Source organism: Limnohabitans sp. TEGF003 (assembly GCF_055395455.1).
Genome location: NZ_AP029225.1, coordinates 2673675 through 2698328, shown reverse-complemented (window position 1 = coordinate 2698328; position 24654 = coordinate 2673675). Strand labels below are relative to the sequence as shown.

General features: G+C 62.6%; 22 protein-coding genes. 15 read left to right on the top strand and 7 right to left on the bottom strand.

Going from position 1 to position 24654, the window contains the following annotated elements; all coding sequences use genetic code 11:
• The first annotated feature begins 132 nt into the window (after window positions 1-132).
• Window positions 133-564: a rhodanese-like domain-containing protein gene (locus ACZ5RT_RS12790; RefSeq protein WP_291924754.1), complete on the top strand. Its 432-nt coding sequence runs from the start codon at window positions 133-135 to the stop codon at window positions 562-564.
• A 61-nt stretch (window positions 565-625) separates the two neighbouring features.
• Entirely contained in the window at window positions 626-1945 is a 1320-nt protein-coding gene (locus ACZ5RT_RS12785; RefSeq protein ID WP_464452721.1) for an acetylornithine deacetylase/succinyl-diaminopimelate desuccinylase family protein, read from the top strand.
• A 3-nt stretch (window positions 1946-1948) separates the two neighbouring features.
• Here the strand turns inward: ACZ5RT_RS12785 and ACZ5RT_RS12780 are convergent, their stop codons facing one another.
• The gene (locus ACZ5RT_RS12780; protein ID WP_464454218.1) at window positions 1949-3388 is read right to left on the bottom strand and encodes an amidase; all 1440 of its coding nucleotides are present in this window, start codon (window positions 3386-3388) and stop codon (window positions 1949-1951) included.
• A 66-nt stretch (window positions 3389-3454) separates the two neighbouring features.
• Between ACZ5RT_RS12780 and ACZ5RT_RS12775 the strand changes: the two genes are divergently transcribed.
• The 9 genes from ACZ5RT_RS12775 to ACZ5RT_RS12735 all read left to right on the top strand — a co-directional run bounded on the left by ACZ5RT_RS12775 (window position 3455) and on the right by ACZ5RT_RS12735 (window position 13882).
• Entirely contained in the window at window positions 3455-5029 is a 1575-nt protein-coding gene (locus ACZ5RT_RS12775) for an ABC transporter substrate-binding protein (RefSeq protein ID WP_464452720.1), read from the top strand.
• A 34-nt stretch (window positions 5030-5063) separates the two neighbouring features.
• A complete protein-coding gene (locus tag ACZ5RT_RS12770; RefSeq protein WP_464452719.1) occupies window positions 5064-6017 on the top strand; it encodes an ABC transporter permease in 954 nt (317 codons plus the stop codon).
• A complete protein-coding gene (locus ACZ5RT_RS12765; protein WP_464452718.1) occupies window positions 6017-6898 on the top strand; it encodes an ABC transporter permease in 882 nt (293 codons plus the stop codon). Before ACZ5RT_RS12770 ends, ACZ5RT_RS12765 begins: the two co-directional genes overlap by 1 nt.
• Complete coding sequence (locus tag ACZ5RT_RS12760) at window positions 6895-8511, top strand: dipeptide ABC transporter ATP-binding protein (RefSeq protein ID WP_464452717.1); 1617 nt, start codon at window positions 6895-6897, stop codon at window positions 8509-8511. Before ACZ5RT_RS12765 ends, ACZ5RT_RS12760 begins: the two co-directional genes overlap by 4 nt.
• A gap of 6 nt (window positions 8512-8517) precedes the next feature.
• Window positions 8518-10017, top strand: a complete 1500-nt coding sequence (locus ACZ5RT_RS12755) for a M81 family metallopeptidase (RefSeq protein WP_291924740.1) — start codon at window positions 8518-8520, stop codon at window positions 10015-10017.
• Window positions 10018-10071: 54 nt separating this feature from the next.
• A complete protein-coding gene (locus ACZ5RT_RS12750) occupies window positions 10072-11484 on the top strand; it encodes an amidase (RefSeq protein WP_464452716.1) in 1413 nt (470 codons plus the stop codon).
• Window positions 11485-11616: 132 nt separating this feature from the next.
• The gene (locus tag ACZ5RT_RS12745; protein ID WP_291924736.1) at window positions 11617-12558 is read left to right on the top strand and encodes a M23 family metallopeptidase; all 942 of its coding nucleotides are present in this window, start codon (window positions 11617-11619) and stop codon (window positions 12556-12558) included.
• Window positions 12559-12591: 33 nt separating this feature from the next.
• Complete coding sequence (locus ACZ5RT_RS12740; protein ID WP_291924735.1) at window positions 12592-13071, top strand: bactofilin family protein; 480 nt, start codon at window positions 12592-12594, stop codon at window positions 13069-13071.
• Window positions 13072-13117: 46 nt separating this feature from the next.
• Window positions 13118-13882: a type III pantothenate kinase gene (locus ACZ5RT_RS12735; protein WP_291924732.1), complete on the top strand. Its 765-nt coding sequence runs from the start codon at window positions 13118-13120 to the stop codon at window positions 13880-13882.
• A 366-nt stretch (window positions 13883-14248) separates the two neighbouring features.
• Here the strand turns inward: ACZ5RT_RS12735 and ACZ5RT_RS12730 are convergent, their stop codons facing one another.
• Window positions 14249-14908, bottom strand: a complete 660-nt coding sequence (locus ACZ5RT_RS12730) for a TetR/AcrR family transcriptional regulator (protein WP_464452715.1) — start codon at window positions 14906-14908, stop codon at window positions 14249-14251.
• A 22-nt stretch (window positions 14909-14930) separates the two neighbouring features.
• On the bottom strand, window positions 14931-15434 hold the full coding sequence (locus ACZ5RT_RS12725) for a phasin family protein (RefSeq protein ID WP_291924728.1): 504 nt from the start codon (window positions 15432-15434) through the stop codon (window positions 14931-14933).
• 108 nt (window positions 15435-15542) lie between these two features.
• Here ACZ5RT_RS12725 and rfbB point away from each other — a divergent pair, with 108 nt between their 5' ends.
• From rfbB to slmA, 4 genes are all read left to right on the top strand, one after another.
• On the top strand, window positions 15543-16649 hold the full coding sequence (gene rfbB, locus ACZ5RT_RS12720) for a dTDP-glucose 4,6-dehydratase (RefSeq protein ID WP_464452714.1): 1107 nt from the start codon (window positions 15543-15545) through the stop codon (window positions 16647-16649).
• Window positions 16650-17032: 383 nt separating this feature from the next.
• Window positions 17033-17923, top strand: a complete 891-nt coding sequence (gene rfbD, locus ACZ5RT_RS12715) for a dTDP-4-dehydrorhamnose reductase (protein ID WP_464452713.1) — start codon at window positions 17033-17035, stop codon at window positions 17921-17923.
• 67 nt (window positions 17924-17990) lie between these two features.
• Window positions 17991-18890: an acetylglutamate kinase gene (gene argB, locus ACZ5RT_RS12710; protein ID WP_291926618.1), complete on the top strand. Its 900-nt coding sequence runs from the start codon at window positions 17991-17993 to the stop codon at window positions 18888-18890.
• A 52-nt stretch (window positions 18891-18942) separates the two neighbouring features.
• Window positions 18943-19566 (top strand): nucleoid occlusion factor SlmA, encoded by a 624-nt coding sequence (gene slmA, locus ACZ5RT_RS12705; protein ID WP_464452712.1) that lies wholly within the window; start codon window positions 18943-18945, stop codon window positions 19564-19566.
• Between the two features lie 47 nt (window positions 19567-19613).
• Here slmA and ACZ5RT_RS12700 read toward each other — a convergent pair whose 3' ends face one another.
• The 4 genes from ACZ5RT_RS12700 to ACZ5RT_RS12685 form a co-directional block, all read right to left on the bottom strand.
• Window positions 19614-20873 (bottom strand): D-alanyl-D-alanine carboxypeptidase family protein, encoded by a 1260-nt coding sequence (locus ACZ5RT_RS12700; RefSeq protein WP_464452711.1) that lies wholly within the window; start codon window positions 20871-20873, stop codon window positions 19614-19616.
• A 490-nt stretch (window positions 20874-21363) separates the two neighbouring features.
• Complete coding sequence (locus tag ACZ5RT_RS12695) at window positions 21364-22503, bottom strand: ABC transporter permease (RefSeq protein WP_464447237.1); 1140 nt, start codon at window positions 22501-22503, stop codon at window positions 21364-21366.
• A gap of 1 nt (window position 22504) precedes the next feature.
• The gene (locus ACZ5RT_RS12690) at window positions 22505-23677 is read right to left on the bottom strand and encodes an ABC transporter permease (RefSeq protein WP_464452710.1); all 1173 of its coding nucleotides are present in this window, start codon (window positions 23675-23677) and stop codon (window positions 22505-22507) included.
• A 7-nt stretch (window positions 23678-23684) separates the two neighbouring features.
• Window positions 23685-24653 carry an HlyD family secretion protein gene (locus ACZ5RT_RS12685; RefSeq protein ID WP_191819796.1) on the bottom strand — a complete coding sequence of 323 codons (969 nt, stop codon included), beginning with the start codon at window positions 24651-24653 and terminating at the stop codon, window positions 23685-23687.
• Window position 24654 lies beyond the last annotated feature (1 nt).

Sequence of the window (24654 nt, the reverse complement as noted above, 5' to 3'; positions counted from 1 at the left end):
ACCAAAACCCGCATCTTAGCCGCTGCAGCCTGTCCTGTCACTGACGGTGGGGTCGGGCCGTGCGTAAATGCAAAAAGCTATGATTCAGACCTGATTCCCCATTCCTGCTTTCCAGCCCACAGGAGCCCCGACATGAGCACACAACCCACCCCTGCCCCCAACGTACAAGCTGCCAACGGGTATGCCGGCGACATTTCGCCGGAGTTGGCCTGGGCCTGGGTCCAGTCGGGCGAGGCGGTGATGGTCGATGTGCGCACCGACGCCGAGCGCGCCTGGGTGGGCTTTGTGCCCGGTGCCCATGCACTGGCCTGGAAGCAGTGGCCCGGCATGGCGATGAACCCCGGTTTTGACGAGGGTGTGCAGGCATTGGGGGCGGGTGGCAAAAAGCTGGTGTTGTTGTGCCGCAGCGGTGTGCGATCGATCGCCGCCGCCCAGCGCGCCACCGAACTGGGCCTGCAAGCCTACAACATCCTCGAAGGCTTTGAGGGCGACCCCGACGAGCAGGCGCACCGGGGCCAAAAGGGCGGCTGGCGGTTTCGCGGCCTGCCTTGGCAGCAAAGCTGAAGACGGGCCCCTGTACCCTGCGTGACTTCGTCCCCCAGTTGGCGGGCGATAGACTGAAGCCATGAATTCTTCTGTTCAAAAGCTGCTCGAGCGCATCGAGGCCAAGCGGGACGAGGTCACGGCCCTCACGCAAGAGTTGGTGCGCATCCCCACCATCAACCCGCCGGGTGACGCTTACGAGGCGTGTGCCCATTTCATCGGCGAACGTCTGGCCAAAAAAGGCTTTGCGGTCGAGTACGTGCGGGCCATTGGCGCACCCGGTGACAGCGACAGCCACCCGCGCACCAATGTGGTGGCGCGTTGGCAAGGGCAGGCCCCGGGCGAGTGCGTGCACTTCAACAGCCACATCGATGTGATTGAGGTGGGTTCGGGCTGGACTTACGAGCCTTTCGGTGGCCAGGTGGCCCATGGGCGTGTGTACGGCCGGGGCACCTGTGACATGAAGGGCGGCCTGGCGTCCAGCATCATCGCCTGCGAAGCCCTGATCGAGTCGGGCTTGCCGATTCCGGGCGCTCTGGAAATCAGCGGCACGGTGGACGAAGAGTCTGGCGGTTTTGCGGGTGTGGGCTATCTGGCCGAGCGCGGTTACTTCAGCAAACCCCGTGTGCATCATGTGATCATCCCCGAGCCTTTAGGCGTGGACCGCATTTGCTTGGGGCACCGGGGCGTGTGGTGGGGCGAGGTGGAAACCCGGGGGCGCATCGCGCACGGCTCCATGCCGTTTTTGGGGGACAGCGCCATCAACCACATGAGCGCCTTCATCCATTTGCTGGAGACGCAGCTGCAGCCGCGCCTGCAAGGCCGCAAAACGGCCGAGCCCGTGGAGCCACCCGGCGCACGCGTGAGCACGCTCAACATCAATAGCATCCACGGCGGCCAGGTGGAGCAGGTTTATGCCAACGACGAGCGCGGCTGGCCCACGGCGCAAACGCCCGCGCCAGTGGTGGCCCACAGCTGCCGCACGGTGCTGGACCGCCGTTTCATCGCCGAAGAAAACCTCGAAGCCGTCAAGCAGGAAATCATCGACATGCTCGACGAGCTCAAGCGCACCCGGCCGGGTTTTGACTACGGCATCCGCGACATCATGAGTTTTGTGCCCACCGCTACGCCCAAAGATGCGCCCGTGGTGGATGCCACGGCGCGGGCCATTGCCCGGGTGCTGGGGCGAGCCCCGAGCTACATCGCCAGCCCTGGCACCTACGACCAAAAGCACATCGTGCGCTCGGGCAAGTTGCAAGACTGCATCGCTTATGGCCCGGGCATTCTGGATTTGGCGCACCAGCCCGATGAGTACGTGGGCATCCAGGAGCTGGTCGATTCCGCCAAGATCATGGCGCTGGCGTCTCTGGACCTCACGGGCTGGACGCGCATGGCAGCTTGATTTTCAAACGCCCGGCGGCTTCTGGCTGATCATGTCCAGATTCGCCATCTCGTAAGCGTGTGCCAATTTCAAGAGCGCCAGATCCCCTTGCGGTTTGCCGATCAAGGCCAAACCCATGGGTAAGCCGTTCTCGCCAAAACCCGCAGGCACGCTGATCGAGGGCAGGCCTGCAAAGGTGGCGTAAATCACCACCTCCATCCAGCGGTGGTAGGTGTCCATGCTGCGACCTGCCACGCTCTGCGGCCAGCGCGCATGCACATCAAACGGCCAGACCTGCGCCACCGGAATGGCCAGCACATCGAACTTTTCAAACAAAGCCAGCATGCTTTGGTAAAAACGTGTCCGGCTGGCGCTGGCGGACATCAGCTGGGCGCCCGTCAAGGTGAGGGACTGGTCATGCTCCCACAGTGCCTCGGGTTTGATGTGTGCACGGTTGGCCGGGTTGACCAGGAAAGGCGCCACACGTGGCCCCACCAAGGCCTGACGCCAGACCAGCCAAGCTTGCCAGATCTGCTCAGGTGGCATGCCCAGTCGGACTTCGTCCACGCGGCAGCCCATGCCGGAAAAACTTTTCAGCGCCGATTCGCACAGCGCCACAATGCCTTCTTCCATGGGCAGGTAGCCCTGCAAATCGCCCAGCCAGCCGATGCGTTGGCCTTGCGGGTCGCTGTCCAGCGCGCCTGCGAACAGGGCCGGGTCATCGCTCAGGCTCAAGGGGCTGGATGGGGCCGAACCGGCTTGCGTGGACAGCAACATGGCCATATCGCGCACATGGCGACCCATGGGGCCTTCGGTGCCCAACTGGGCAATGAACACGTCCTGCGCAGGCCACATGGGCACGCGGCCCTGTGAGGGGCGCATGCCAAACACATGGTTCCAGCCCGCCGGATTGCGCAGGCTGCCCATGAAGTCCGAGCCATCGGCCACGCTCAGCATGCGCTGGGCCAGCGCCACGCCCGCGCCGCCGCTGCTGCCACCTGCCGACTTGCTCGGGTCCCAGGCGTTGCGTGTGGCACCAAACACTTCGTTGAAGGTGTGCGAGCCCAAACCCAACTCAGGTGTGTTGGTCTTGCCGATGACGATGGCGCCTGCCGCTTTCATGCGCTGCGCCATCAGGCCGTCTTCGCTGGCCACAAAGTCTTTCATCAAGGGGCTGCCCAAGGTGGTGCGCAGACCTTGCACATTGGCCAAATCCTTGATGGCTTGCGGTATGCCGTGCAGCCAGCCCATCGACTCTCCACGTGCCAGTTGCGCATCGCGCGCATCGGCTTGAGCCAGCAGGGCGTCGCTGTCCACGCGGCTCACGATGGCGTTGCTTTGTGGGTTGAGGCGGTCCACCTGCGACAGGGTCGCTTGCATCACCTCACGGCAAGAAACTTGTCTGCTGTGTACCGCACGGGACAAGTCAAGTGCACCCCATTGGGTAATGTCCTGATAAGAAATGGTCATGTTTCGTTTTATAGTGTTTTGGACCGCTGTCCAATGTCCCCGTCTTGACTGGAGTAACCCATGAAACGTCGTTCCCTTTTTGCTGTGGCCACATTGGCGGCCGCCTTGTTGACCCCCTTCGTGGCCCAAGCCCAGGGCAAGACCCTGCGCGTGGTGCCGCATTCCAACGTGACCATCCTCGACCCCATCTGGTCCACCGCATTTGTCACGCGCAACCACGGCTACATGATTTACGACACCTTGTTCGGCACCGATCTGGCGGGCAAACCCAAGCCCCAGATGGTGGACAAATGGAATGTCAGCAAAGACAACCTGACCTGGACCTTCACGCTGCGCGATGGCCTGGAGTTTCATGACGGCAAACCCGTGACCAGTGAAGATGTGGTGGCCTCTATCAAGCGCTGGACCAGCCGCGACAGCTTTGGCGGTGTGCTGGCCAAGAGTGTGGACAACTACGCCACGCCCGATGCCAAGACGTTTGTCATCAAGCTCAAGCAGCCTTTTGGCGTGATGCTCGAAGCGCTAGGCAAGCCCTCGTCCAACGTGCTCTTCATCATGCCCGCCCGCATTGCCGCCACGCCCGGCAGCGAGCAAATCAAGGAGCACATTGGCTCCGGTCCTTACAAGTTCGTGCCGGGTGAATACAAGCCTGGTGAGCGCCTGGTTTACGTGAAGAACGACAAATACAAGCCCCGCAGCGAAGCGCCTGACGGCACTGCGGGTGGCAAGAACGTGTATCTGGATCGCGTGGAGTGGGTCATCATCCGCGACCCGCAGACCCAATTCAATGCCTTGGTGGCTGGCGAGGTCGACATCGTCGAGCAACCCACCTTTGAGCAGTACGCCTCCCTCAAAGCGCAAAAAGACATCCAGTTGGTGGACGCCCAGCCCGCAGGCTTGCAGTTCATCCTGCGTTTCAACCACCTGCATGCACCGTTCAACAACGTGAAGATCCGCCAGGCCGCCATGGTGGCGCTGGGCCAGGAAGCACACCTGAAAACACAGGTCGGCGCACCCGGCATGTTCACTTTCTGCAAGAGCATGTACCCCTGCGGCACACCGTTTGCCAGCGACAAGACCGGCATTTACACCGGCATGGCCGACCCCAAGAAGGCGGCTGAAATGCTCAAAGAGGCCGGCTACGACGGCACGCCCGTGGTGCTGATGCGCCCGACCGATCTGGCCGCCATTGCCAAGCTGCCCTTGGTGGCCAAGCAACAACTTGAAGCCGCGGGCTTCAAAGTCGACATGCAGCAAATGGACTGGGCCACCCTGGTCGCACGCCGCGCCAAGAAAGACGCCCCTGCACAGGGCGGCTGGAACGCCTTCATGACCGCCTGGACAGCCGGTGACATTCTGAACCCGCTGACCATGGCCATGATGAACGCGGCTGGTGACAAAGGCTGGTTCGGCTGGCAAGACGACAAGCAGATCGAAGACCTGAAGGTCAAGTTCGCCCAGGCCACCACCGACGCACAAAAGAAAGCGATCGCCGAGCAGATTCAGTTGCGTGCCATGGAAACCGCCACCCACGTGCCGCTGGGTCAGTACTTCAACCCTGCCGCCCTGCGCAAGAACATCTCTGGCCTGGTGCCCGGTGGTGCGCAGGTGTACTGGAACATCAAGAAGAACTGACTGTCTTTTTGAACCCCAGATCGGCTGAAGTTCCATGCTGAGATTCCTGCTGCAGCGCCTGCTGGCGCTGATCCCTGTGTTGTTCACGGTGGCGGTCATCGTGTTCCTGATCCTTCGGCTCACGCCGGGGGATCCGGCCGCCGTGATCGCGGGCAACAACGCCACCAACGAAGACATCGACCGCATCCGCGAACAGCTGGGCCTGACCAAGCCGCTGTTCACCCAATTCGGCATCTGGTTGATGGGGGTATTGCAGGGTGACCTGGGCTACTCCTTTTACCTGGGCAAGCCGGTGACCGAGCTGATCGCCCAGCGCATTGAGCCCACGCTGTCACTGGCCGCAGGCACCATGGTGCTGGCGGTGCTGGTGGCGGTACCCTTGGGCACGCTGGCGGCCTGGCGCATGGGCGGTTGGCTGGATCGCCTGCTGTCGGGTTTTGCGGTGGCTGGGTTCTCTGTGCCGGTGTTTGTGATCGGTTATGTGCTGATCTACATCTTTGCCATTCAGCTGCAGTGGCTGCCCGTGCAGGGTTACCACCGTTTGTTTGGCGAGTTTTCGCAAGGTGTGGGTGCCTGGGCTTACCAGCTGGTGCTGCCCTGGCTGTCGCTGGCCACCATTTATGTGGCGCTCATCGCACGAGTCACCCGCGCCAGCGTGTCCGAGGCGCTGACCGAGGACTACATCCGCACCGCCCGCGCCAAAGGCGTGACCGAGCAGGTGGTGTTGCTGCGCCATGCGCTGGCCAATGCCGCGGTGCCCATCGTCACGGTGATCGGCATCGGCATCGCGCTCTTGATTGGTGGCGTGGTGGTGACCGAGACGGTCTACGCCATTCCGGGCTTGGGCTCGCTCACGGTGGACGCGGTGCTCAACCGCGACTTTCCGGTCATTCAGGGTGTGGTGCTGTTTTTCAGCGTGCTGTACGTGTTGATCAATTTGTTGGTGGACTTGAGCTACCTGTGGCTCGATCCCCGGATCCGTTACTGATGAACACCCTCTTCCGAAAACTTCTGGCGCACACCACCGTCCGTTTGGGCTTGGGTGTGCTGGGCCTCTTGATCCTGATCGCCTTGACCGCGCCCTGGCTGGGCACGGTGGACCCGGCGGCCATGGACTCGGCCAACATCAACACCCAAGCTGGCGTGGTGGGGCAGTTCGGTTTGCTGGACGGCACCAGTGTGGCCCACACCTTCTGGATGGGCAGCGATAATTTTGGCCGCGACATCTACAGCCGTGTGCTCTATGGCACCCGCGTGTCCTTGCTGGTTGGCCTGTTCACCGCCGTGGTGGCTTTGCTGGTGGGCGGTGCTTTGGGCATGCTGGCGGGTTACTTCCGTGCGCTCGACATGGTGCTCATGCGCTTCATGGACGGCCTGATGGCCATCCCCGCCATCTTGCTGGCGATTGCGCTGGTGGCGGCGCTGGGTGCGCAACTCTGGACCGTGGTGGTGGCGATCGCCATCCCCGAGATTCCCCGCGTCACGCGCCTGGTGCGCTCGCTGGTGCTGACCTTGCGCGAAGAGCCTTTTGTTGAAGCGGCCCGCGCTCTGGCCACGCCCACACCTGTGATCCTGCTGCGGCACATCCTGCCCAACGCGATGGCGCCGCTGATCGTGCAGGGCACCTTCATCGCGGCGAGTGCCGTGCTGACCGAAGCCATCTTGAGCTTCCTGGGCCTGGGCCTGCCGGCCGACATCCCGACCTGGGGCAACATCATGGCCGAGGGGCGGGTGCAGTTCACCCAGTACCCGGGCAATGTGCTGTTCCCCGCGCTGTTTCTTGTGCCCACGGTGCTGGCGATCAACCTGCTGGGAGATGGCCTGCGCGATGTGCTGGACCCCAAATTTGCCAAACGGAGCGGTGCATGAGCACCCCCGTCCTGTCCATTCGTGGCCTCTCGGTCGCCTTGCCTGCGGGCGGTGACCGGGCGCATGCCATCACCGAGGTGTCGCTGGACATCCTGCCAGGCCAGACTCTGTGCGTGGTGGGCGAGTCCGGCTCGGGCAAGTCGGTCATGGCCACCACCGTGATGGGCTTGCTGCCCAAAGAGTTGCAGCCCGTGGCGGGCGACATCGTCCTGCAAGGCGAGTCCTTGCTGCAGGCGTCCAAACTGCGGCTGCGCCAGCTGCGTGGGCAGACCATGGGCATGGTGTTCCAGGAGCCCATGACGGCCCTGAACCCGGTCATGACCTGCGGCGACCAGGTGGACGAGTTGCTGACCACCCACACCGACTGGCCTGCCGAGCAGCGCCGGGCCGAAATTTTGCGTGTGTTCGAGCGCGTCAAGCTGCCCGACCCGGCGCGCATGTTGCGCAGTTACCCGCACCAGCTCAGCGGTGGGCAGCGTCAGCGCATCGTGATCGCGATGGCCGTGATCTTGAAGCCCGCGCTCTTGATTTGCGACGAGCCGACCACCGCACTGGATGTGACCACGCAAAAAGAGATTTTGCGATTGATCGCCGACTTGCAGCGCGAGCAGGGCAGTGCCGTGCTGTTCATCACCCACGACATGGGCGTGGTGGCCGAAATCGCCGACCAGGTGCTGGTGATGAACCAGGGCCAAGCGGTGGAGAGCGGCGACTGCGAACAGGTGCTGCGCCGCCCCCGCGCCGACTACACGCGCCAGCTGCTGGCCGCCGTGCCGGGCATGACGCCGCCGCCCGCCAAGCCCGAGCCCCAAGGCCCTGCGCTGTTGTCGGGCCAGGGCGTGGGCAAGACCTACATCAGCCACGACTGGCTGGGCCGCAGCCGCCCCACGGCCGCCCTCATGGATGCGGCGGTGGCCGTGCGTGCCGGTGAGACGGTGGGCATCGTGGGCGAGTCGGGTTCGGGTAAGTCGACTTTTGCGCGTTGCCTGATCCGCCTGATCGACCCCACCGAAGGCCAAATTTTGTGGGGTGCCGAAGACGTGGCCCGCATGCCCGAGGGCCAGTTGCGGCCACTGCGCCACCGTGTGCAGGTGGTCTTTCAGGACCCGAACCGCTCGCTGAACCCGCGCCGCACCGTGGGCCAGTCCATGGTCGAAGGCGCAATGAACTTTGGCCAGTCGCGTGAACAAGCCGAAGCCTTGGCGGTCGAATTGATGGCGCAGGTGCGTTTGCCGGTGGAGGCCCTGAAGCGCTACCCCAGCCAGTTCAGCGGCGGTCAGCGTCAACGCCTGGCGATTGCCCGTGCGCTGGCCTGCCGCCCGCAGCTGCTGGTGGCCGATGAGGCCGTGAGCGCGCTCGATGTGAGTGTGCAGGCCCAGATCCTGAACCTGCTGCGCGAGGCACAGTCGCGCCTGGGCCTGGGGCTGCTCTTCATCACGCACGACCTGCGCGTGGCCGCCCAGCTGTGCGACCGCGTGATCGTCATGCACCAAGGCCGCATCGTGGAGCAAGGCCGCACCACCGATCTGTACGCCAACCCGAAGCAAGACTACACACGGCGGCTTTTGGAGGCCGCTCCTGCGGCCTTGCCGCCGACCGAACACCCTGATTGACACGGCATGACCCGCATTCTGATCGCTGGCTACCAGCACGAAACCAACACCTTTGCCCCCAGCCTGGCCGATTGGGCCGCTTTTCAGACCGGTGAGGCCTTCCCGGCCTTTGTGCGCGGACAGGCCATGGTCGATGCCATGACTGGCGTGAACATCCCGGCGGGTGGGTTCATCGACGCGGCCCGGCGCGAAGGCTGGCAGATCGTGCCGTCGGCCTGGGCTGGGGCCACGCCCTCGTCCTATGTCACACGCGACGCTTTTGAGCGCATCTGCGGCGCCATCCTCGAAGATGTGCGGGCAGCCATGGTGCAAGGCCTCGATGGTGTTTACCTCGATTTGCACGGTGCTGCTGTGGCCGAAAACGCCGACGACAGCGAGGGCGAGCTGATCGCCCGCATCCGTGCCGTGGTGGGGCCCCGCGTGCCCATTGTGGGCAGCCTGGACCTGCACGCCAACGTGACCGAACGCATGCTGCGCCTGGCCGACGGCCTGGTGGCTTACCGCACTTACCCGCACATCGACATGGCCGAGACCGGTGAACGGGCCGCCATGCTGCTGCGCGAACACCTGCGCGCAGGCGCCAAGCGGCCCATGCAAGCGCGGCGTTTGCCCTTTTTGATTCCGCTCAACGCGCAAAGCACCTGGATGGCCCCGGCCAAAGACCTCTATGACGAAATGATCGCGCTGGAGGCGCAGACCGGCTGCATGCTCAGTTTTTGCATGGGCTTTCCCGCCTCTGACTTTGACGAGTGCGGCCCTGTGGTGTGGGGCCACGGTCCGCAAGCCGATGCGGTGGTGCAGCGTTTGTTTGCGCTTGTGGCTGAACCTGGCCAATGGCGGCCCGATGTCTTGCCCGCCCGCGAAGCGGTGGCGCAAGCTTTGGCGACCGCCGAGGTGTCGGGGCCGCCCGTGGTCATGGCCGACACGCAAGACAACCCGGGCGCAGGCGGCGACAGCAACACCACGGGCATGCTGCACGCCTTGCTGCAGCAGGGGGCCGGTCAACGCTGGCCTGGGCAAGTGGCGCTGGGCATGCTGTACGACCCCTCTGCGGCGCGCCAGGCGCACGCCGCTGGCGTGGGGGCGGTGCTGGAGTTGGCCTTGGGCAAGGCCGTGCCCACCTTCACCGGTGCGCCCAGTGACCCGCCTGTGCAAGGGCGCTTTGTGGTGCGTGCATTGGGCGGGGACGAGTGCGAGCTCAAAGGCCCGATGATGACCGGCATGAAAGCCCATATCGGGCCCAGCGCCTGCCTTGAAATCGACGGCGTGCTGGTGGCCGTGGCCAGCGGCAAGATGCAGATGCTCGACCGCGAACTGTTCCGTGCTGTGGGCATTCAGCCCGAGCAAATGAAGTTGCTGGTGGTCAAAAGCTCCAACCATTTCCGCGCCGATTTCACGCCCATCGCCAGCCGGGTGCTGGTGGCCAAGGCGGCGGGCCCTATGGCCGCCGACCCGGGTGACTTGCCCTGGAAAAAGCTCAGCCCCCAAACCCGCACCAGACCCTGAAACTCGGCCTTGATGGGCTGGGTGTGACCTGACTCTCAACGATTGGAGACTTGCATGAGCACCACCGACCTGACCCAATGCACCGCGCATGAATTGATGGCTTTGTACCGCAGTGGTCAGGCCAGCCCGGTGGAGGCCACGCAGGCGGTGCTCTCGCGCATGGACCGCCTCAACCCGCAGATCAACGCCTTTTGTCTGGTCGATGCCAAAAGCGCATTGGCCAGCGCCCGTGCCAGTGAAGCGCGCTGGCAAGCGCACCGCAGCACAGGCGCTCCGGTGGGTGAACTCGACGGGGTGCCCACCAGCATCAAGGACCTGATCCTCACGCAAGGCTGGCCCACGCTGCGCGGCAGCCGCACCATCGACCCCCAGCAGCCTTGGGAGGTGGACGCGCCGGCCACCGCACGCCTGCGTGAAGCAGGTGCGGTGCTGCTGGGCAAGACCACCACGCCCGAGTTTGGTTGCAAGGGCGAAACCAACTCGCCCGCCACGGGCATCACCCGCAACCCCTGGAATTTGAACCACACACCCGGCGGCTCATCAGGCGGTGCGGCGGCGGCTGTGGCTGCGGGCCTGGGGCCTTTGGCGGTGGGCACCGACGGTGCGGGCAGCGTGCGCATTCCGGCGGCGTTTTGTGGCAACGTGGGTTTGAAACCCAGCTTTGGCCGCGTGCCGGCTTACCCGCTGTCGCCTTTTGGTTCGGTGGCGCATCTGGGGCCGCACACCCTGAGCGTGCGCGATGCCGCCATGATGATGAACGTGCTCAAAAAGCCCGACGCCCGAGACTGGACCTCGCTGCCACCCGAGGCGACCGACTACACCGTGGGGCTGGAAGACGGCATTCGCGGCCTGCGCATCGCATATTCGCCGACGCTCGGTTACGCCCACAACGTCCACCCCGAGATTGCCGCGGCCGTGGATCAGGCCGTGAAAAAGCTCCAGGACCTGGGGGCTCACGTGGAGCAGGTGGACCCCGGCTTTGACGATCCGCTTGAAATTACCACCGGCCTGTGGTTCCTGGGCGCCTACACCGTCTGGTCCGGCCTCACGGCAGCGCAGCAGGCCCTGGCCGACCCGGACTTCCGCGCCGAAGCGCAATTGGGCGCACAGCTCAATGCCCAGCAGATCCAGCAGTTGAACCAACGCCGGGGCGTGCTGGGCTCGCACATGCGCCAGTTCATGCAGCGCTACGACCTGCTGGTGACACCTTCGGTGTCGATTCCGGCTTTTGAGGCGCGGCCTGCGGGGACGGTCCCCATGGACCCGCACAGCATGCTGGGCTGGACGCCGTTCAGCTACCCCTTCAACCTGACCCAGCAACCGGCCATCACCGTGCCCTGTGGCGTGACCCGGGCGGGCCTGCCCATGGGTGTGCAGATCGTGGGGCCCATGTTTGGCGACGCACTGGTGCTGCGCGCCGCGCGGGCTTATGAATCGGTACAGCCCGTGGTGCGCCCGAAGCTCTGAAACCAAACCATTTTCTGCCCGCCGGATCACCCCGGTATTGCCCTAATTGCTGCGACCGATTCTTTTGGTTTAATAACCGGTTGGCCCAATCACAGCGTTGTTTGGGGATCGTCGCGTCATCGAGGGGCAGCAATGCAATTGATTTGGGTAGCCGGACCTGCTGCCAAAGTAGTCACTATTTCCATCACCACACGCACCGTCTTGACCGCAGTGGCTGCTGTGTCGGGCTTTCTGGTCCTCTTGGGTTTCTTGTTCAACCTGATCGGGCTGCGGGTGGCGGTGGAATATGTGCCTGAGCTGGCCCAGCGCATGGGCGGCGTCACCAGCCAAAGTGAACAGCAAAAAATCGAGGCCGATTACCGGGGCAAGCTCGAGGAACTGAACCGCCAGCTGACCCATGTGAGTGACCGCCTGATGCAGCTGGAGCGGCTGAAAAACCAAGCCTTGGGTCGTTTGGGCATTGAAAAGCTCTTGTCTTTCTCGTCCTCCGTGCCCAGCGATGGCCTGTTGGGTCGGGGCGGTCCCATGAATTTGTTGCCCCTGTGGCGCTCGGCCGATGGTTCGCTCAAAGCCCAGATGGAACAGTCTTTACAAAAAGCCCAGCGCTATGACGAAGCGATGCAGGATATGCAAAACCGGTGGCAAAAAGACCTGGGGCGCATCGATTTGTTGCCCACTTTGCTGCCGATTTCGGGGGGCTTTGTGGTGACCAGTGGTTTTGGCTTTCGTGTGGACCCCATGACGCACCTGCCCAGTTTGCACGAGGGCATTGACTTTGTCGCGCCGCTTGGCACGCCCGTGTTGTCCACTGCGCCCGGCGTGGTGCTGCAAGCGGAGTATTCGGGGGCGTACGGCAATATGGTGGACATCCAGCACGCAGAGGGCTTCGTGACCCGCTATGCACACCTTCAAACCATCCAGGTGCAGGCGGGTCAACCCATCGCAACGCATCAGACCATTGGCACCTTGGGCAACACGGGGCGGTCCACAGGGCCCCACTTGCATTACGAAGTGATCTTCAAGGGGCGAGCCTTGCATCCCGTCAAAGCTTTGGCGGCCTGGGACCGTTCCTGAATCGGTCCGATTTCAAGACAACGAGGAGAACACGTGTTCGGTACAAAAAAAACAAACGCCACCCCTTTGCTCATGGGCCAGGAAAAATTTGACACCCTGATCGGCCGACACGCCGAAATCCATGGCTGTCTGAAACTGCAAGAGAGCGTGCGCATCGACGGCAAGGTGGTGGGCAACATCGAAGCGCCCCACGACGCGGCCATTTCTGTGGTGATTGGGCCCACAGGCGAAGTCCAGGGCGACGTGATCGCCAGCCGCATCATCGTGGCCGGCAAAGTCTCGGGCAACCTGCACGGTTTCGAACGGGTGGAGCTCATGGCCAGCGCATTGGTGCAGGGCGACATCAAATACGCCTCCATGGCGGTGGAGCACGGGGCACGCCTGTTGGGGCTGATGCTCCAGTTTGAAGGCCGTGAAGCTTCCGCTGGCCAGGAGCCTGAGCCGCCCGCGGGCTTGGGGCGTGATGCGCAGGAAGTCATCCGCAAGGCCAAAAAAGCAGGCCAAACCGAATGACGCCCGGCACGGCTGGCGTGCCGCCAAAAATCATTATCATCACCGGATGACTTTTTTAGCTCTTGACGTCGGCAACACCCGACTCAAGTGGGCGCTCTACGAGCGTCCACGCCCGGATGCTGTGCTGCTGGCCCATGGCGCGGAGTTTCTGGAAAACATCGACCGCCTGGCCGAGGGTTCCTGGGCCGATCTGCCCAAGCCGGACCAGATGCTGGGCTGTGTGGTGGCGGGCGACGCCATCAAGCGCCGCGTGCAGGAGCAAATGGAGATTTGGGATTTCACCCCCCAGTGGGTGGTGCCCAGCGCCCAAGAGGCGGGTCTTATCAATGGCTATGACCACCCTTCGCGGCTAGGCTCGGACCGTTGGGTCGCCATGATCGGGGCGCGTCACCGCATGCTGGCCGCTGGCCCGTCCCGCCCTTTGGTGGTGGTGATGGTAGGCACGGCCGTGACGGTCGAGGCCATCGATGCCGAGGGCCGGTTTTTGGGTGGGCTGATCTTGCCCGGTCACGGCATCATGCTGCGTGCGCTCGAGTCGGGCACAGCGGGCTTGCATGTGCCCACCGGAGAAGTCACACCTTTCCCCACCAACACCAGCGACGCGCTGACCAGTGGCGGCACCTACGCCATTGCGGGGGCTTGTGAACGCATGGTTCAGCACCTGCGCGAGCGCACGGGCGAAGAGCCCATGTGCATCATGACCGGCGGCGCGGGCTGGAAAATGGCCCCCAGCATGTCTGTGCAGTTTGAGCTGGTGGACAACCTGATTTTTGACGGCCTGCTGGCCTTGGCCGCTCAGCGTTTCAGCTGAAAGTTCTGATCGGTGGGGGGGCGCTCAGAAATGGGCGTGTCCACAGCCCCGGTATTTGTCATACCCGCGCATGCGGGTATCCATGGCAGTCGAAGGCCAAAGGCATGGATCCCCGATCGAGTCGGGGATGACAAAGATGAAGCTTCATGCCCGAGCCCATCTTTGTCATGCCCGCGCATGCGGGTATCCATGGCAGTCGAAGGCCAAAGGCATGGATCCCCGATCGAGTCGGGGATGACAAAGATGAAGCTTCATGCCCGAGCCCATCTTTGTCATGCCCGCGCATGCGGGTATCCATCCCAGCCGAAGGCACGGACCTCGCTCAGATTCAACACGCTCGGCGAGGCCTGCTCCCCCAAAAATCCATCAACTGGCGCTGTAGGCAGCCGTCAAGCTTTGCAGGTGGTCTTGCAAGTCCTGGCTGGCCATGTACGGGGTCAGCAAGGCCAGCACATGCTGGGCACCCCGTGTCAGGGCCAGCCCCGCGCTGGCGGGCTCCAAGGCTTGGCGGGGGTTGCGCACGTATTCATAGCTGAGCCAGTAGGTCACCATGACCGACATGCTGGTCGACAGGGTTTCAATGCTGTCCGGCCCGATCCGCATCAGACCTGCGGCGGCCAGTGACTCCAGCATCAACCTGAACGCGTGGGTTTGGCGTTCCAGCACCGCATGAAAGTGCGTCTCCAGATGCCGGTTGCCCGAGAGCAGGTTGTTCAGGTCCCGGTACAAAAAGCGGTGGCTCCACACCTGCTCAAAGAGCGAATGCAGGAAAAACCAGGTGTCTTCGATGTCCCGTACATCGGGGGCGGCGTCCAGCAGCCCCAGCATGGCGGTCTCGTATTGGTCAAAGAGGCGATTGACCAAGGCGTCTTTGGACGGGAAGTGGTAATAAAGGTTGCCCGGACTGATGCCCAGCTCGGCAGAGATCAACGTGGTCGAGACGTTGGGCTCACCAAAGCGGTTGAACAGCTCCAGCGTCACGTCGGCAATGCGCTCGGCTGTTCGGCGGGGGGCTTTTTTGGCCATGTCTGAAGGCGACCTTGATCGATCAGCTGGATTTCTTGGCCGACCGGGCGGTGCTCGCAGTTTTGGGTTGAGCCTTGGCCGTTTTGCTGGGGGCTGGCGTCGCCTTTTTGGCGCTGGTCCCGCGCAACGCAGACAGCTGCGCCTCCAGCTGCGCCACCCGATCGTTCAGCATCTGAATGTCCAGCAGGGTGGGCATACCCAGGCGGTGCAGGGCTTTGGCCACGCGGTCTTCAAACAAGTGCTCCAGCTTGTCGACCCGGCCCGTAGCTTGCTGACCAAAGTCACTGGCCATGTGACTCAAGCGTTCGGTGGCCTCTTGCAAGCGTTGCTGGGCTTCGGCCTGGCTTTTGCGCTGAAAGGCCAAGCCATCGTTCACCAAGGCCTCAATGGCTTTGCTGCCTTGTTCCTGAGCCTTGGCCATTGCCCCCAGACCCGCTAGCCACACCTGCTGCGCGGGCAGGACCGGGCTGACCGGCGTCGTCTTCGGACTGGTTTTGTTGCGTTTGGAGTTGTCTGATGAGGCCATGTTGAACTTCCTGAACAAGATGCCACTTTAACCTGTGCGTGGGGGCAATGCTTCTAAAATCCCGAAACAGAGGCGCCGCACCCCGTGGCCCCATTCTCGATCCCTCTCATGACCCTTCTCGTCACTGGCGGTGCCGGCTTCATTGGTGCCAATTTCGTGCTCGACTGGTTGGCCACCAGCGACGAGCCCATCATCAACCTCGACAAACTCACCTACGCGGGCAACCCCGAGACCTTGACCAGCCTGCAAGGTGATGCGCGTCACCAGCTGGTGCAAGGCGATATCGGCGACAGCGCTTTGGTCAGCCGTTTGTTGGCCGAGCACCAGCCCCGCGCCGTGGTCAACTTTGCCGCCGAAAGCCATGTGGACCGCTCGATCCACGGCCCGGGCGAGTTCATTGAAACCAACATCGTGGGCACGTTCCGTTTGCTGGAGGCGGTGCGGGGGTATTGGGGCGGGTTGGCTGATTCAGACAATCGCGAGCAGGGGCTCGCTCCCACAGGGGCAGCTGAGAAGCCCACAAAAGCGGGCTTTCGGTTTTTGCATGTGTCGACTGACGAGGTGTATGGCTCGCTGGCCAAGGGCGACCCGGCCTTTGCCGAAACCCACCGCTACGAACCCAACAGCCCCTACAGCGCGAGCAAGGCGGCCAGTGACCATTTGGTCCGCGCCTGGCACCACACCTACGGCCTGCCGGTGCTCACCACCAACTGCAGCAACAACTACGGGCCCTACCACTTCCCCGAAAAACTCATCCCGCTGATGATCGTCAACGCCTTGGCGGGCAAGCCCTTGCCTGTGTATGGCGACGGCATGCAGATTCGCGACTGGCTGTACGTCAAAGACCACTGCAGTGCGATTCGCCGCGTGCTCGAAGCCGGGCGCTTGGGTGAGACCTACAACGTGGGCGGCTGGAACGAAAAGCCCAACATCGAGATCGTGCAGACCGTTTGCAAACTGCTCGACGAAATGCGCCCCAAAGCCGATGGCTCCAGCTATGCCAGCCAGATCACCTATGTCACCGACCGCCCGGGTCATGACCGACGCTACGCCATCGACGCCCGCAAGCTCGAAGCCGAGCTGGGCTGGAAGCCCGCCGAGACATTTGAAACCGGCATCCGCAAAACCGTCGAGTGGTACCTGGCCAACCCCGAATGGGTGGCCCACGTGCAAAGCGGCGCTTACCGCGAGTGGGTGAACAAACAATACGCATGAAGACATGGATCCCCGATCAAGTCGGGGATGACGAACGAGAAATGTCATACCCGCTCGCACCTCTGTCATACCCGCTCGCACCTCTGTCATACCCGCGAATGCGGGTATCCAAGGCAGTCGAAGGCAAAAGGCATGGATCCCCGATCGAGTCAGGGATGACGAAGGAGAAGTGTCATAACCGCATACACCGCTGTCATACCCGCATACCCCTTTGTCATACCCGCGCATGCGGGTATCCATGACTTCAAAACCATGGATGCCCGATCAAGTCGGGCATGACAGAGAAGAGAGATGCGCGATCAAGTCGGATATGACAGAGTAGAGAGATGCCCGATCAGGTCTGGGGTGACAAGCAGGCGGCATAACATGAACAGGAACACATTTTGAAAATCTTGTTGTTAGGCAAAAACGGTCAAGTCGGTTGGGAGCTGCAGCGCAGCTTGGCACCTCTGGGCCAGGTGCTGGCGCTCGACCGGCACAGCACCGAGTTCTGTGGCGACCTGAGTCAGCCCGAGCGTTTGGCGCAAACGGTGCGGGACTGGCGTCCCGACGTGATCGTCAATGCCGCCGCCCACACGGCGGTGGACAAAGCCGAATCCGAGCCTGAACTGGCCCGGTGTCTGAACACCACCGCACCCGCAGCGCTGGCGCAGGCCGGCGCCGAGATCGGTGCATGGTTGGTGCATTACTCGACCGACTACGTGTTCAATGGTCACGGCGACCAGCCATGGCGAGAGGGCGACGCCACGGGGCCGCTCAGTGTGTACGGCCAGACCAAACTCGAAGGTGAGCAGGCCATCATCGCCAGCGGTTGCAAACACCTGATTTTTCGCACCAGCTGGGTGTATGCGGCGCGGGGTGGCAACTTTGCCAAGACCATGCTGCGGCTCGCTGCAGAGCGCGAACGCCTGACCGTCATCAATGACCAGCACGGTGCCCCGACAGGTGCCGATCTCATCGCCGACGTGACGGCGCATGCCATCCGCAGCGCCCGGCAAAAGCCAGGGCTGGGCGGCATCTACCACCTGGTGGCTGCCGGTGAGACCACGTGGCACGGCTACGCCAGCCATGTGATCGCACAAGCCCGTCAAATCCAGCCCGAGCCGGGCCTGAAAGTGAGCGAGATCGCGCCCGTGCCCACCACCGCCTTCCCAACGCCCGCACAGCGCCCGTTGAATTCGCGGCTGAACACCCATAAGCTGCAAGAAGCCTTTGGGCTGGTGCTGCCGCCGTGGCAGCAAGGCGTCAACCGCATGCTGGCCGAGATCCTCTGAACTGCCATGGGCTTGCGGCACAATCCCCTGGACATTTGAATCCTTTTTTGAAACTTCGCGACGCACCATGACCGACAACACCGCTGCCCCCAACGTTGCCCCGCATGACCAGGCCCAGATCCTGGCGCAGGCCATGCCCTACATCCGCAAGTTCCACGGCAAGACCCTGGTCATCAAGTACGGCGGCAACGCCATGACCGACCCAGCCTTGCAGCAAGCCTTTGCCGAAGACGTGGTGCTGCTCAAGCTGGTGGGTATGAACCCGGTGGTGGTGCACGGCGGTGGCCCGCAAATTGAAACGGCCTTGAAGCGCCTGGGCAAAACCGGCGAATTCATTCAGGGCATGCGCGTGACCGATGCCGAGACCATGGAAGTGGTGGAGTGGGTGCTGGGCGGCGAAGTGCAGCAAGACATCGTGGGCATGATCAACCGCGCAGGCGGCAAGGCCGTGGGCCTCACGGGCCGTGACGGCGGCCTGATCCGAGCCAAAAAACTGCGCTTGGTGGACAGCCAGGACCCGAGCAAAGAACACGATGTGGGCCAAGTGGGCGAGATCGAAAGCATTGATCCTTCGATCCTGACGTGCCTGCAAGATGACGCCTTCATCCCCGTGGTCAGCCCCATTGGCTTTGGCGTCAACAACGAAAGCTACAACATCAACGCCGACGTGGTGGCTGCCAAACTGGCCACCGTGCTGCAAGCCGAAAAGCTGCTCATGCTCACGAACATCCGTGGTGTGCTCGACAAGCAAGGTCAGCTATTGACCGAGTTGACACCCGCCCGCATCGACGAGCTGTGTGCCGACGGCACCATCAGCGGCGGCATGATCCCCAAAATCGCAGGGGCCCTGGATGCCGCCAAGAGCGGTGTGAACGCGGTGCACATCATCGATGGCCGCGTGCCTCATGCGATGCTGCTGGAAGTGTTGTCCGAGCAAGCCTTCGGCACCATGATCAAGAGCCGCTGAGGTCTTCGCGTTGCTGCACGAGCAGGCGAATCAAAAAGAGTGAGGGGGAGACATGTCAGATTCAGAAACAGCCAGCCAACGCTTTACAGACGATGAAACGGCGCCTGCACGCAAACGCCCGCGTCCGGGCGAGCGGCGTTTGCAGATTCTGCAAACCCTGGCCGCCATGCTGGAGCAGCCTGGTGCCGAGCGCGTGACCACGGCCAGTCTGGCTGCCAAGATTGGCGTGAGCGAAGCGGCTTTGTACCGCCACTTTGCCAGCAAGGCGCAGATGTTTGAAGGACTGATTGATTTTGTCGACCAGTCCGTGATCGGCCTGATCCGGCAAGTGACAGACCGTGAGCCAGCAGGCCCCGTGCAAGCGGGTCGGATCGTGGCCTTGCTGCTGCAGTTCGCCGAGAAAAACCCGGGCATGAGCCGCGTGATGATTGGCGACGCGCTTGTGCTGGAGCACGAACGCCTGCAAGAGCGCATCAATTTGCTGTTTGACAAAGTGGAGGCGCAGCTGCGTCAATCCCTCAAAGCCAACGACTCGGTCACCCCCACCGCGGACGCACAAGTGGCCGCCTCCTTGTTGGTGGCCTTCATGCAAGGCCGCTTGCAGCGCTTTGCCCGCTCCGGCTTCAAGCGATTGCCATCTGAGCATTTGCAAGCGGCTTTGGCCCGCATGCTTTAAGCGATGCCTTGGGGCGGGCACAGCCCCCGGCTCTGCGCCCTTCGCGCTTATTGCCCGATCAGCTTGAGCAGGTGTTGCCAGCCGCGCAGCAGCAGCCCCGAGCGCTCCACATCGGCTTGCGCCACCAGCGGTGCCTCCCCCACCGGCTTGCCATTGGCAGTGGCCACCACTTTGCCGATCACCGCGCTCTTGGCCACGGGGGCTTCCAGACCGGGGTTGAGCTGCACGGCGGTCTGTACTTGCGTGCCGCGTGGCACGGTCAGCATCCAGGGTGTGCCCAGACCAGCGGCCACGGTGTCGGCCTTGCCGAAGCTGACCTTGGCTGTGCCGACCACTGCGTTGGCTGCAATCGGTATGGCTTTCTCGAAGCTGCCAAAGCCCCAACCCAGCAGGGTGCGCGATTGGTCTGCCCGCGCCTGGGCGCTGTGGGTGTTGAGGATGACCGAGATCAGGCGCATGTCATTGCGCTTGGCCGAAGTCACCAGGCAGAAGCCAGCCTCTTGGGTGTGGCCGGTTTTGAGGCCGTCCACCGAGGGGTCGGTGTAAAGCAAGGCGTTGCGGTTGCCTTGCTTGATGCCGTTGTACTTGAACTCGCGCTCGGCGTAGAGCGGGTAGTACTCGGCGCCGTCCTTGATGATGGCCCGCGCCAGGATGGCCAGATCTCGCGCAGACGATTTGTGCGCGGGATCGGGCAAGCCAGTGGGGTTCACGAAGGTCGTGTGCGTCATGCCCAGACGCTGGGCTTCGGCGTTCATCAATTTGGCAAAGCCCGCCTCGGAGCCGGCCATGTGCTCGGCAATCGCTTTGGACGCGTCGTTGCCTGACTGGATGATGATGCCGCGCAAGATGTCGATCACCGTCGCCTGGCTGTTCAGCGGCAGGTACATGCACGATTCGGCGCTGGTGCCGCGGCACCAGGCGTTTTCGCTCACGGTGACCAGGTCGGTGGGCTTGAGCTTGCCCGAGCGCAACGCTTGCTCGACGATGTAGCTGGTCATCATTTTGGTCAGCGATGCGGGCGGCAGCGGCTCGTCGGCGTTGGCCGAGGCGAGCACCTCGCCGGAGTCAAAGTCCATCAACAACCAGGCCTTGGCGGGCAGTGCAGGCGGATTGACCGCCAACGCGACCTGTGCTGCCAGCGGGGGCAGCGCATTGGCGGCCACGGCCACTTTTTTGGAGGCGGCGGGCTTGGAGGCCGTGGCTTTGGTTTTGTTGTGTTTGGCGGCGAAAGCCCCAGAGCTTGGGACCAGGGCGCCCACGGCAATGGCCAGGGCAACAGAGAGGAGAGAGAAATTCTTGGTGTGCATGGTGTTCGTCATTAGAGCCTCAATTGTCGCGGATTCGCGTCAAGGTTTTATGAGACTGTGTTTGAGAAAACAACTGGCTAAGGGCTATGTATCTGACCTGACACAGCAGACGCTGGTCAACGTATTTGTGGCTTCAACCAGCCCCGCTCGCCATGGAGCAGATTGCCCAGACCATGCACAGCAGCACGGAAAAACTCTGAGGTATTGGTACTTACTAATGACCTGGGGTGGGCAATGACGGTTTCAGGCTGCAAGCCGACATCAGTCAGTAACGCTTGGCCGGCAGAACCCGGCCAAAAGCTGCCGTCAGCAGAACTTTGATCAACGGCCGCTCAGAGTCCAATCGCAATCCTCGGCTGCGATCAGCGTCCAGATCGTCGGCGTCCCAGGGGGCGATATTGCGGATGAAGTCGACGCGTGGCTCTTCCTCGAACCAGCAGCGTGCCTTCACAGCAGCCCATTGCCTGCGCGTGTGCAAGTATCTCCGTCCTCAATCGCCCTGCGGCTTACCGCCGAATTTCAAGACGAAGCTGCCGGCCACCACGGTCAGTGCCAACAGGCAACCGAGATAGGGCATCACGCTTTGCAGAGGGGCTCCCATTTGATTCAGGCGCAATGCAGCCTGCACTCCAGACGTTGTCGGTATCAACCACCGCAGATACTGCAACGGGAGCGGCAACGCTTCTGGCGGCCAGGAAAATCCGGCAAGAAACACCATCGGCAATGTCGAAAAAAGCAGGACTTGAAGGACCCGTTCGCGATCTCTACACCACAGGCCCACAAGTGACCCCAGCGTCACGATGGCCGACACGTACAGGACCAGGAAAACCAGGGAGCCAGCCACGTTGTTAGCGCGAGGGTAACCGTAGAGCCAAAAGACCCATCCGAAATAGAACAGGCCAGACACCAATCCCGGCAACAGGAATGCCAGCCAGCGCCCGATCCAGGCCATTGGACTGGCATAAGCCGCGCCTCGTTCGACCCAGGTCGCCACCAGCATACCCACGCCCATCAGGAGGGTCTGGTGCATGATGAACAAGGCAACGGCAGGAACAATGAAGCTGCTATAGCCTTCTGTAGGGTTGAACAGCGCCATGGCCCGGAAATCCACGGGAGTGCGGCTCTCGCCGGCTTGGCGGGGACTCTGTCCTTTGGCCTCTCGCTGCCTGATCTCAACACCTGCCGAGGCTGCGCCCACGGCCTCAGAAAAGCCGTACTGAACTGCCTTGCTGATGAGGGGATAGGCCCCGTTCGAGACCACGGTCACCATAGCGGGCATTCCCCTGGCAACATGGGCTTTCAGGTCGTCGGGCAGGACCAGATAGCCATCAATCTCACCACGACTCATGGCGGCTTGCGCGGCTCGCTCATCCGCCCCCACTGCCTTGACCTCGATGCGAGGATTGGCAAGTGCCAGACGATGAATCGAGCGTGAAAGCGCCGAGTGATCCTGGTCGACAACCGCCACCGGGATCCGGGTCACGACCTCCGGGCCAAAGAACCAGGGGTAGAAGAAAGCATAGAACAGGGGCGCAGCCACAAAGATCATCAATGCGCCCTTGTCGCGCAAGACGTCCCTCAGCGTTGCGACGAACCCTGACCTCAGCGAAGTGGGATGGTGCGAGGTCATGTCAACGCGCTCCCCAGGTCGATGGCTTGTCGCGAGCCTGGACCAAGCCCAAGGCCGCCAGCCCGAGCAACCCTAGGGTGGCCAGCAGGAATACAGCAGGTGTGGCGGCACTCGCGCCGAAGGTTAAGCCCATCAGCAATTGCTCGGTCTGCAATCGGATGTAGTGGGTGAACGGCATGGAGGTCGCCCACATCCGAGCACTGTCAGGCATCGCACTCAGCGGGAAACTCATACCGCTGAACGCGAATGCCGGGGCGGTCAAAAGCCCCGTGACGGACAACGCAGTGCGCAAGGACTTGGTCAGAGTGGCCGCCGCTGCACCCGCGGCCAGCGATAGCGCCATCAGTAAGGTCATGGCCAAGCAGATCCAGAGAAGGCTCCCAGGGATGTCCCAGCCACGCCCGGTCGTGATGTACCAGAGCGCCGCGGCGCCCACGCTGGTCAGGGTCACCCAGGGAATCGCCAGCTTGCCCAGCAAGGCTGCTCCGACGGCCCGCGGCCCCTCGTGCTGCAGCCACTGCCCCAGCGTCCTGTCCCTGAATTCACGGCCGACCGCCCAAGCCCCAGCCGTCATCGCGAGGATGTGAAGGATGGCGGGGATCGCGGCGGCAGTCAGGTACTTTTCGTAGTTGCCAGACCCGTTGAACAGTGCGATCGATTGGATTTGGATCGGGTTAAAGCTGACCTTGGCCTGTTGGGCCGATTCACCTCGCTTGTTTCGAGCAGACATTTCGATGCCGGCGGCCAGGGTCCCAACCACCGTGCGTACATCCCGCTGCAGCAGACTCGAATGCGTGGCGAACTGAGCGTTGTGACGCAGAATGACCTCCGTCTTTATCCCGCGCTTGATGTCTCTCTCGAAGTCCCTGGGGATGTTGATCATCCCGTAGACCCGCACCTCTCTTAGGGCAAGTTGGGCCGTGGACTCGCTGTCGAATTCGTCCACCACTTGCATGCCAGGCGAGGCGTTGAGCATGCGGACCAGTTGTCGCGATAGCGCGGAATGGTCTTCATCCATCACGCCAACAGGTAGGTTCCTGGGGATGGCGCTGGAGAATATCCAAACGACCAACACCACGGCCAATACAGGCACCCAAGTCACCATCGCCAAGTCCCAGGGACTTTGACCAAGGCGACGGGCCTCCCGCCTAGTGCTGTTGAAGAAGTGGCGCATGGTCAATTCACTCGACCAGCACGGACATGCCTGGGCGAACGCCCTCGATCATTTGGGTCGGACGGGCACGCACCTCGAAGGTCTTGATGTCAAAGCCCTGATCGGACCTGGTGGCACGCCACGTGGCGAAATCAGGCAGGACTGCTGCCCGGTAGACCTTGAAGCGAACCTTACGGCCTTTCAGGGCAGGCAAGGTGGCATCGAATTCTTTGCCGACGGCGAACTTGTCGAGTTTGTCTTCGCGCACGTTGAGCACCACCCACTGATCTGCCATGTTGGCAACCGTGACCACGGGGACGCCTTGGGGCGAAATTTCACCCACGCGCCCCAGCACCTTGACGACTTCGCCGGCCACTGGGCTCTTGAGTTCCGTCTCGGCCTTGGCCGCCTGGACTTCAGCTACGACTCCAGCCAATTGACGCGCCTGTGCGGCGGCAGCTTGCTTGTCCTCGGCACGGGCCCCGGCGCGAGCCATCTCGTATTGGGCCTGTGCAGCCAGGGCTTGATCGCGGGCTGTCTTGAAATTGGCTTCGGCCTCGTCGCGCTTTTGCGCAGCGATCAAGCCGTCCCTGGCCAATCCTTCGATCCGCTTGAACGACGCCTGTGCCAGGTCCGCCGCCGCCAATGCGCGCTGCCAGTTCAGACGGGCGATTTCCACCTCCTGGGGGCGGGCGCCATTTTGTGCCTTGGCCGCGGTGGCCTGCGCAGCCTCCTGGGCCGCAGTGGCCTGCGCCAGTTTTGCGGTCACCTCAGGACTGTCCAGGCGAATCAGCGGCGAGCCGACCGTGATGACATCCCCTTCCTTGACCAAGATGTCCGCGATCCGGGCACTGACCTTGGAAGCGACGTCTACTTCCTGAACCTCCATTTGCCCCTGGAACGCCTCGGCGCCAGGCTGTTGGGCCTTCCATAGGCCCACGCTGAGAACGGTGACTGCGCCGATGATGGCCAGAGTGATGGGTAGTTTCTTGTTCATC

Coding starts and splice junctions, on each gene's coding strand:
- ACZ5RT_RS12765 (WP_464452718.1), top strand. CDS start 6,017: ATGAACACCCTCTTCCGAAAACTTCTGGCGCACACCACCGTCCGTTTG.
- ACZ5RT_RS12785 (WP_464452721.1), top strand. CDS start 626: ATGAATTCTTCTGTTCAAAAGCTGCTCGAGCGCATCGAGGCCAAGCGG.
- ACZ5RT_RS12770 (WP_464452719.1), top strand. CDS start 5,064: ATGCTGAGATTCCTGCTGCAGCGCCTGCTGGCGCTGATCCCTGTGTTG.
- slmA (WP_464452712.1), top strand. CDS start 18,943: ATGTCAGATTCAGAAACAGCCAGCCAACGCTTTACAGACGATGAAACG.
- ACZ5RT_RS12790 (WP_291924754.1), top strand. CDS start 133: ATGAGCACACAACCCACCCCTGCCCCCAACGTACAAGCTGCCAACGGG.
- ACZ5RT_RS12755 (WP_291924740.1), top strand. CDS start 8,518: ATGACCCGCATTCTGATCGCTGGCTACCAGCACGAAACCAACACCTTT.
- ACZ5RT_RS12700 (WP_464452711.1), bottom strand. CDS start 20,873: ATGCACACCAAGAATTTCTCTCTCCTCTCTGTTGCCCTGGCCATTGCC.
- ACZ5RT_RS12690 (WP_464452710.1), bottom strand. CDS start 23,677: ATGCGCCACTTCTTCAACAGCACTAGGCGGGAGGCCCGTCGCCTTGGT.
- ACZ5RT_RS12745 (WP_291924736.1), top strand. CDS start 11,617: ATGCAATTGATTTGGGTAGCCGGACCTGCTGCCAAAGTAGTCACTATT.
- ACZ5RT_RS12685 (WP_191819796.1), bottom strand. CDS start 24,653: ATGAACAAGAAACTACCCATCACTCTGGCCATCATCGGCGCAGTCACC.
- argB (WP_291926618.1), top strand. CDS start 17,991: ATGACCGACAACACCGCTGCCCCCAACGTTGCCCCGCATGACCAGGCC.
- ACZ5RT_RS12735 (WP_291924732.1), top strand. CDS start 13,118: ATGACTTTTTTAGCTCTTGACGTCGGCAACACCCGACTCAAGTGGGCG.
- ACZ5RT_RS12730 (WP_464452715.1), bottom strand. CDS start 14,908: ATGGCCAAAAAAGCCCCCCGCCGAACAGCCGAGCGCATTGCCGACGTG.
- ACZ5RT_RS12775 (WP_464452720.1), top strand. CDS start 3,455: ATGAAACGTCGTTCCCTTTTTGCTGTGGCCACATTGGCGGCCGCCTTG.
- ACZ5RT_RS12725 (WP_291924728.1), bottom strand. CDS start 15,434: ATGGCCTCATCAGACAACTCCAAACGCAACAAAACCAGTCCGAAGACG.
- ACZ5RT_RS12750 (WP_464452716.1), top strand. CDS start 10,072: ATGAGCACCACCGACCTGACCCAATGCACCGCGCATGAATTGATGGCT.
- ACZ5RT_RS12760 (WP_464452717.1), top strand. CDS start 6,895: ATGAGCACCCCCGTCCTGTCCATTCGTGGCCTCTCGGTCGCCTTGCCT.
- rfbB (WP_464452714.1), top strand. CDS start 15,543: ATGACCCTTCTCGTCACTGGCGGTGCCGGCTTCATTGGTGCCAATTTC.
- ACZ5RT_RS12695 (WP_464447237.1), bottom strand. CDS start 22,503: ATGACCTCGCACCATCCCACTTCGCTGAGGTCAGGGTTCGTCGCAACG.